The sequence below is a fragment of the Microcystis sp. T1-4 genome (assembly GCF_000297435.1).
Lineage (GTDB): Bacteria > Cyanobacteriota > Cyanobacteriia > Cyanobacteriales > Microcystaceae > Microcystis.
Genome location: NZ_CAIP01000226.1, coordinates 1 through 8,087, shown reverse-complemented (window position 1 = coordinate 8,087; position 8,087 = coordinate 1). Strand labels below are relative to the sequence as shown.

Here is an 8,087-nt window from a genome sequence, read left to right as displayed (position 1 = left end):
CCCCCTTGATAAGGGGGGTGCCGATAGGCGGGGGGATCCCCCCTTAATAAGGGGGACATCTGATAATTTTTAACGCCTACCTACTTATCAGTTATCAGTTCACTGATTATTGTTTACTAATAACCTATGAAAAAACTTAATCTAAATACCATTTTTCCAAAGTAATGGCATGGTATTATTCTTCTTCTAAGGTTAATCCTAACGCCTGTAAGCGTTCCGCTAGTCGATCCGCACGTTTTTTTTCTTTATCGGCACGTTTCTTTTCTTTATCAGCGCGTTTCTTTTCTTTATCAGCGCGTTTCTTTTCTTGACGCATTTGAGACTCTAACTCAACAGTTGTTAAAAATTTCTCTCCATCGGGACGGTACAATTCTAAACTAGATTTATCCCAGATAAAACGCATACCTAAGCGGGGACTTATCCAGTCATTGATGGGGATAATTTCTCTTAAATTTTCTCCCTGTCTTTGCCAACCTTGTAAACGACAGCGCATCGGGTTATATAAATAGTATTCTTCTACACTATAGGTGTCATAAAACTCTAATTTTCGACTCATTTCTGCTTTTGTATTCTTCGGTGATAGAATTTCAAAAACCACTTGAGGAGCGATATTTTCCTCCTGCCATTGACGATAGGAACCCCTTCGTCCTTTGGGACGGCCAAAAGCTACCATCACATCGGGAGCAACCGGTGAAACCAAAGTAGAACGCAGAGGATACCAGAGTAAATCTCCAGCAATAAACACCCTAGGGTCATCGGCAAAGATAATTTCTAAATTCTCCTTAATTTTAACAATCCACTCATATTGTTCGGTATTATCTGCCATCGGTTGACCATCACTATCGGGGAAAAGAAGATCGTCGTCAATATCAAGATAACTAACCATTGTCTTTTAATTTTAATAGATGGTTGTTTTTTGATTGTAGCAAGATAATTATGAATGATGAATTATGAATGATGAATTGGGGAGTGGGGAGAATGGGGTAATGGGGGAGTGGGGGAGATGGGGTAATGGGGGAGTGCGGGAGTGTGGGAGTGGAGAGGAGGGGAGGAGGGAGAAAAAAGCTGACAGCTACAAAAGGTCTTAAGCTGCGGTTATATCTAGTAGAGTCTATATTTATCAAAAAGTTAATTGACTAGAATCTATAAAGACGTTAGGATTGATGGTGACAAATAGTTGTTATTGAGAAGAGGATAAGAACTTGATACAGGCAACCCTGCACCAGTTAAGGGTTTTTGAGGCTACCGCTCGACACAGTAGCTTTACCAAGGCGGCCGAGGAGTTATTTATCACTCAACCTACCGTCTCAACCCAAGTCAAACAACTCACAAAAGCTGTGGGTTTACCGCTATTCGAGCAAATTGGCAAACGTTTATTTTTAACCGAAGCGGGTCAGGAATTACTGTTCACCTGTCAAGAGATTTTTGATAAATTGGACAACTTTCAAATGAAAGTGGCCGATATTAAGGGAACTAGACAGGGAAAGCTGACTTTAGGCGTAATTACTACCGCTAAATACTTTGTACCGCGATTATTGGGGGCATTCTGTCAACAGTATCCCGGTATTGACATCGCCCTGCAAGTGACTAATCATCAGAAACTGCAAGAGCGAATGTTAAACAACGAGGATGACCTCTATATTCTCAGTCAACCGCCGGAAGAAGTGGAACTTTGTTCTCAGTCTTTCCTCGAAAATCCCCTAGTGGTGGTGGCGCGACGAGATCATCCTTTGGTGGGCCAGAAAAATCTGCCCCTTGAGTGCCTCAACCATCAACCTTTTATTATGCGCGAATCGGGATCTGGAACCCGCCAAGCGGTACAAAAATTATTTAATCTCCACGATATTAAAGTTAGGGTGCGCTTGGAATTAGGCAGTAACGAGGCCATCAAACAGGCTATTTCTGGCGGTTTGGGAATATCGGTACTATCTAAGCACACTCTCATCTCGGAAGGAGAAAACGGCGAATTAGCCATCCTCGACGTGGAACAGTTTCCAATTCAGCGCAATTGGTACGTTTGTTACCTGGCCGGAAAACAACTTTCCGTGATTGCCGATGCTTTTTTCAAATACCTGCTGGAAGCTAGTCAAACCATCCCCATTCATGCCCCGTTAAAAAATGGTGACAGCTTATTAGTGAGCCATTAAACCTTAAACTTTAATTCAGGATCATTTTTCTTCTTGAGGTGGTTATATGTTCGAGTCCTTCAGCCAGACTATCTGGTTGGTACCTCTTTATGCCTTCGCCGGCGCACTTCTCGCCCTACCCTGGTCTCCCGGTATTATCCGGCAAACCGGCCCGCGACCGGCTGGTTATCTGAACTTGATCATGACCTGCTGGGCTTTTTTGCATAGCCTTTTTGCTTTGCTCGCCGTTTGGGGTCGTCCGCCGCAATCTATAGCATTTAATTGGCTAAATGCCGCAGATTTAAGCATATCTTTAGATGTGCAGATTTCGGCCGTTAATATCGGGGCTTTACTGCTAATTACCGGCTTAAACCTCGCCGCCCAGGTATATGCGATCGCCTATCTAGAAATGGATTGGGGTTGGGCAAGGTTTTATTCTCTCGTCGCCCTCTTTGAAGGGGGTATGTGCGCCCTAGTTATCTGTAATTCGCTATTTTTCAGCTATTGTGTGCTAGAAGTTCTCACCCTCGGCACTTATCTACTGATTGGTTTCTGGTTCAATCAATCTCTGGTGGTAACGGGGGCGCGGGATGCTTTTCTAACCAAACGGATTGGCGATTTAATCCTGTTGATGGGAGTGGTGGCCCTTTTACCCCTGGCGGGAACCTGGAACTTTGACCAATTGGCAGAATGGGCGGCTACAGCCAATTTAAACCCCAATGTGGCTAATTTACTCTGTTTAGCCCTGATTGCAGGTCCAATGGGCAAATGCGCTCAATTTCCCCTGCATTTATGGCTAGATGAGGCCATGGAAGGACCGATGCCCGCGACAATTCTGCGGAATACCGTCGTCGTTTCCACTGGCGCTTGGTTATTGGTGAAATTAGAGCCGGTGCTACAATTATCGCCCTTAACCTTACAGGTGATGATCATTGTTGGCTCTGTTACTGCTATCGGTGCGGGGTTAATTGCGATCGCCCAGATCGATGTCAAGCGCTCCCTTTCCTATTCCGTCAGTGCCTACATGGGACTGATTTTTATCGCTGTGGCCACCGGACAAACGGAAACCGCTTTAGTGTTACTCTTTACTTATGCGATCGCTATGTCCCTGTTAGTCATGGTGGTGGGTAACATCGTTTGGAATAATATCAGCCAAGATTTAAGCCAATACGGCGGTTTATGGTCCCGTCGTCCCGTTTCCGGCATTTGTTATCTCGTCGGTGCCGCTAGTTTAGTCGCACTGCCTCCCTTTGGTGGTTTTTGGTCATTAGCCCGCATGGGCGATCGCCTCGCAGAAATCAGTGGTTTACTGTTATTAGTGCTATTGTTGGTCAATGCCTTAACTGCCTTTAGTGTCACTAGAGAATTTTGCGTTTTCTTTGGCGGTAAAATCAAACCGATGACCCTGCGCTCTCCGGAAGCTCTTTGGCCCTTAGTTATCCCCATGACTGTGACCATGGGTTTCGCCCTTCATTTGCCGATTTTATTAGCGCAATGGCATTTATTACCAAGTAACTTAAATCTGGGAGTGGCTTTTCTCTTGGTGCTTTCCACTGCTGCGGGCGTAATTCCGGCAGCCTATATTTATCTGAATGAAAATATCTCCAAACCGATCGTTTTTCAACCGAAAGCCCTTCAAGATTTCTTTGCCAACGACCTTTATACCGCCCAATTGTATAAAGTCACCATCGTTTTTGTCATCGGATTAATCTCGCAAATTATTAACTGGATCGATACCTTTCTGGTGGATGGCATCGTTAATTTGGTGGGATTAGCCACGGTTTTTGGTGGTCAGAGTTTGAAATATAACGTCTCGGGACAGACCCAATTTTACTTTCTGTCGATTATTTTGGGGGTGGCTTTGATTGGTATTATCATCTGCTGGCCCCTACTAGCACAAATTTCTCTAGTTTTCAGTTAAAGATTTGATAACTTAGGCTTTTCTTTAGCATCCCCGGCCTTGACAATAGGATTTGTCCTGATTAATGGAAACAATTACCTATGTTCAATACCTCTCGTCGCCAATTAATCCGTTATGGGGGTGGTTTTTTGGGAACCAGTCTAGCCGCCTCTGTTTTGGGTTCTCAGTTGTCCAAAACTAACGCCCAAACTGCTGTTAATTCCCAGCCATGGCTAACGGCTCAAAATCAAGGATTGAACCCAGACCAGGCCTTAACTATGCTCATGGAAGGCAATCAACGTTTCTGGGAACGAAGAAAAAAAAGTCCTAACCGCGATCAAACTCGGCTCACAGAAGTGGCCGAAAGTCAAGCCCCTTTTGCGGCAATTTTGGGCTGTGCCGATTCTCGCGTGCCGGCAGAAATTGTTTTTGATCAAGGATTAGGAGATCTATTTGTTTGTCGGGTAGCGGGAAATTTAGCCACTTCCGAAGAAATTGGTAGCCTCGAATTCGGCACGTTGGTGTTAGGAGCCAAGGTAATTGTTGTCCTTGGCCATTCTCGTTGTGGAGCGGTAAAAGCCACCATTGAAGGGGGTCGTTTCCCGGGTCAAATCGGTAGTTTAATCGATGGCCTACAGGTGGGAGTTGATCGGGCTGAAAAACAACCCGGTTCCAACAAACTTGAGCGAGCCATTAAATCCAATGTTGTCTATCAAGTAGAGAAATTAGGCAAGTCCCCAGTCATGGGTGATTTAGTAGATAAAAAACAATTAAAAATTGTTGGAGCCTACTACGATCTCGATACCGGCAAAGTGAGTTTAATTTAGTCAATTCTAGATTAGTCATCGTGTCGTTTGGCTAATCCTTTTCTCATCCCAGTCATTATAAATTTGATCGATACCAATATGCTCAGTACCCTGCTTTGGTTGCCAATAATTGGAGCAATTATCGTCGGTCTTTTCCCCGATAAATTTGCCCCAGCAAAATTACGTCAAATTACCCTCTTTTTTGTTGCCGCCGTCTTCTTGTGGTCTTTATATCTGCTGACCCAATATAACTTAACCAGTAATGGCTTTCAATTTTCTGAATACCGCGAATGGGCAAAACCAATCGGTTTAAGTTATAACCTCGGAGTCGATGGTTTGTCCTTACCGTTAATTATTTTAAACTGTTTCTTGACAGGAATAGCTATCTATAGTACCGAAGAAAAAGTAGAGCGTCCCCGACTTTATTACATCCTAATCCTCCTGATTAACGCCGGGGTTTCTGGGGCATTAATGGCTAAAAACCTGCTGCTGTTCATCGTTTTCTATGAACTAGAATTAATCCCCTTTTATCTGATGATTGCTATCTGGGGAGGCGAAAAACGTGGCTATGCTTCGATTAAATTCCTTCTCTATACTGCTGTCTCTGGGTTATTAGTCCTAGCGGCATTTTTAGGGATAGGTTTCCTCAACGGTGGTACTTTTGACTATTCCTCCCTCTCCACCGCCGATTTCTCCCAAAAAACCCAATTACTGCTCTTAACTCTGCTGTTAGTGGGATTTGGCATCAAAATCCCCCTCGTACCTCTCCATACTTGGCTACCGGATGCCTATACGGAAGCTTCCCCCGCTACAGCAATTTTATTAGGTGGTATCCTCGCTAAACTCGGTACTTATGGCTTAGTTCGCTTTGGTCTGCAATTATTCCCGGAAACTTGGTCTTTAATCGCCCCCGGACTGGCAATTATCGGCGTTATTAGCGTTATTTACGGGGCCTTGAGCGCTATTGCCCAAAAAGACATTAAACGCATGGTGGCCTACAGTTCGATCGGTCACATGGGCTATATACTGGTAGCAGCCGCCGCCGGCACGGGTTTAAGCGTCCTTGGTGCCGTCGCGCAAATGATTAGCCACGGTCTTATTCTCGCCCTCTTATTCTATCTGGTGGGCATCGTCGAACGCAAAGCCGGAACCAGAGATTTAGACGTTTTAAACGGTTTAATGAACCCAATTCGCGGTTTACCCCTGGTTAGCGCCCTGTTAATTCTCGCCGGTATGGCCAGTGCTGGTATCCCGGGATTAGTGGGATTTGTGGCGGAATTTATCGTTTTTCAGGGGAGTTTTTCCCGTTTTCCCGTGCAGACGGTTCTCTGTATCATCGCTTCCGGTTTAACGGCGGTTTACTTTGTTATCCTGCTTAATCGCACCTGTTTTGGTAAATTGGATAATAAACTTGCCTACTATCCCAAAGTCCTGAAATCGGAAACTATACCCGCTTTTGTCCTAATGGTATTAATCGTCTTTTTAGGTATTCAACCCAATTATTTAGTCCGTTGGATTGAACCCACCACTAACTCGATGGTTGCCAGCTTATCGGGGGAAGCAAAACCTAGTTTTGTCTTCAAAAAATCTCCGCAAAAGTCCTCAAAAACCAACTGGTTGAATCGGGGTAAATTTTTGAGTAATAGTTAGTTATCCCTTGCTGTTTCCGAATTATTGTAACCGCTGCTAATTACTTTACCTAAAACTATGACTGGGACATTAATCAAAGCCAAAATTCCCCCTTCTAATCACGAATTCGCCGACATTATCCACCGTTTAGAAGCGGGTGGATCCATGTTGCCGGATACTCCCGAAAACCTGATGCAAATTATCGGCATTTATAAAGCTTATGCCGTGCCGATGGATTTTTATTGGCGAGATCTGCTCTATATTGCCGAACGAGTTTTCCTCGATCCTTTGCCCTTTTTTAAATATTTTCTGCCCCAAGAATACCTAGACCTACAAAATCATTACGCTGGCGATAATGCCGATTTACGCATCTGGCGCGGTACGGGTTCCGCTCACCCTGAATTGTTAGAATTCATGGATAAAGGTAAAACCAGAAAAATGCCCAGATTAATCCATCATCTTTGGCATGACCGCGTTAATATGGAATTTGCTGAAGCTTGTATGCAAGCCATGTTATGGCATGGCCGCGATATGGGTTGGGGTTTATTTGATGCCTATCTTGATTCAGAAGAATATCGCCAAAATGCCGACCGCGCTATTAAGGCCTATTTCAAGAAAAACCCCGTGATGATGAAACTTTATGACCTGTTCCCCGATATGTTTTTGGAACAGGTGCGGATGATGTCCTACTACTCTAATTTAGGACTATTCTGGGAAGTGATGGCCCCGGTATTTTTCGAGATGTCCGATATCTACGATGAAGGCGGGTTTAAAGGTGTTCCTGATGCCATGAATTTCCTCGTTAATGGCATTTTTGCCATCGCTGGCCGGCCAATTTATCATCACGTTTATATTGATGGTCAATGCTACGAAATTATCCCCAAATCAAAGGCTTTTACTTGGCTTTATGAAGCGGCTTTACCCTATGTGGAAGCGGTCTTTTATCGTACTGCTCCCTTCCGGGGTACAAAGTCCTATAATGCCCAAGCAAAACAGGTTCCTGACGAACAAAAAGACTTTCACTATGGCATTCTTTATGCGGATGTTTTCCCCGTGGGTACTGCGGGAATTCCTCCCACTTTGTTAATGGATGATATGTATCATTTTTTACCCCAATATCTGATTGATTACTATCAACAAAACTGCCGGGGGGAAGACGATATTTTGATTCAATTGGGTATTAGTTTCCAGCGTTCGATGTATAATGTTACTTCAGCAGTTATTCAAGCTCTACGCACTGCTTTACTCTATCCCCTCGACGATCCTAATCCCAAACATTTACTTAAAAATCGTCAATTCTTTGAGGCACAAATGGACAGATTTAAACGCCCCGAAGCGCGTCTTAGAGATATCCAAAGTCCTAATTATCGTTAAGGTTTTTGGGTTATTGTTCTGGTGGGTTTATCGCCCACCTTTTTTAATATAATGAGATAACCGACACCCAATGTCATACTAATACTAAATCCCTTGAGTAATGCACAGAAAACGGGTTTTTCCGAGAAACTGGTTTTCTACTCGAGGGAATAAATAAGTAGGTAGGCACAATTATTTGTAGGATGGGTTAGCGGTAGCGTAACCCATGCGGGCGTTGGGTTTCATGCTTCAACCCAACCTACGTTCATTTTA

6 protein-coding genes are annotated in these 8,087 nt (G+C 44.0%); 5 read left to right on the top strand and 1 reads right to left on the bottom strand.

Annotated features, from left to right (window positions below; all coding sequences use genetic code 11):
- Positions 1-175 precede the first annotated feature (175 nt).
- Positions 176-886, bottom strand: coding sequence for a Uma2 family endonuclease (locus MICAI_RS14035; protein ID WP_004268392.1), 711 nt, complete (start codon positions 884-886; stop codon positions 176-178).
- A 316-nt stretch (positions 887-1,202) separates the two neighbouring features.
- On the opposite strand from MICAI_RS14035, the gene MICAI_RS14030 reads away from it, so the two are divergent.
- The 5 genes from MICAI_RS14030 to MICAI_RS14010 all read left to right on the top strand — a co-directional run bounded on the left by MICAI_RS14030 (position 1,203) and on the right by MICAI_RS14010 (position 7,835).
- The gene (locus tag MICAI_RS14030; protein ID WP_008203171.1) at positions 1,203-2,147 is read left to right on the top strand and encodes a LysR family transcriptional regulator; all 945 of its coding nucleotides are present in this window, start codon (positions 1,203-1,205) and stop codon (positions 2,145-2,147) included.
- A 46-nt stretch (positions 2,148-2,193) separates the two neighbouring features.
- A complete protein-coding gene (locus tag MICAI_RS14025) occupies positions 2,194-4,047 on the top strand; it encodes an NAD(P)H-quinone oxidoreductase subunit F (protein ID WP_008203169.1) in 1,854 nt (617 codons plus the stop codon).
- An 80-nt stretch (positions 4,048-4,127) separates the two neighbouring features.
- Positions 4,128-4,853 carry a carbonic anhydrase gene (locus MICAI_RS14020; RefSeq protein WP_008203167.1) on the top strand — a complete coding sequence of 242 codons (726 nt, stop codon included), beginning with the start codon at positions 4,128-4,130 and terminating at the stop codon, positions 4,851-4,853.
- 78 nt (positions 4,854-4,931) lie between these two features.
- Positions 4,932-6,482: an NADH-quinone oxidoreductase subunit M gene (locus tag MICAI_RS14015; RefSeq protein ID WP_002783427.1), complete on the top strand. Its 1,551-nt coding sequence runs from the start codon at positions 4,932-4,934 to the stop codon at positions 6,480-6,482.
- A 57-nt stretch (positions 6,483-6,539) separates the two neighbouring features.
- Positions 6,540-7,835 carry a CO2 hydration protein gene (locus MICAI_RS14010; protein ID WP_008203165.1) on the top strand — a complete coding sequence of 432 codons (1,296 nt, stop codon included), beginning with the start codon at positions 6,540-6,542 and terminating at the stop codon, positions 7,833-7,835.
- Positions 7,836-8,087 lie beyond the last annotated feature (252 nt).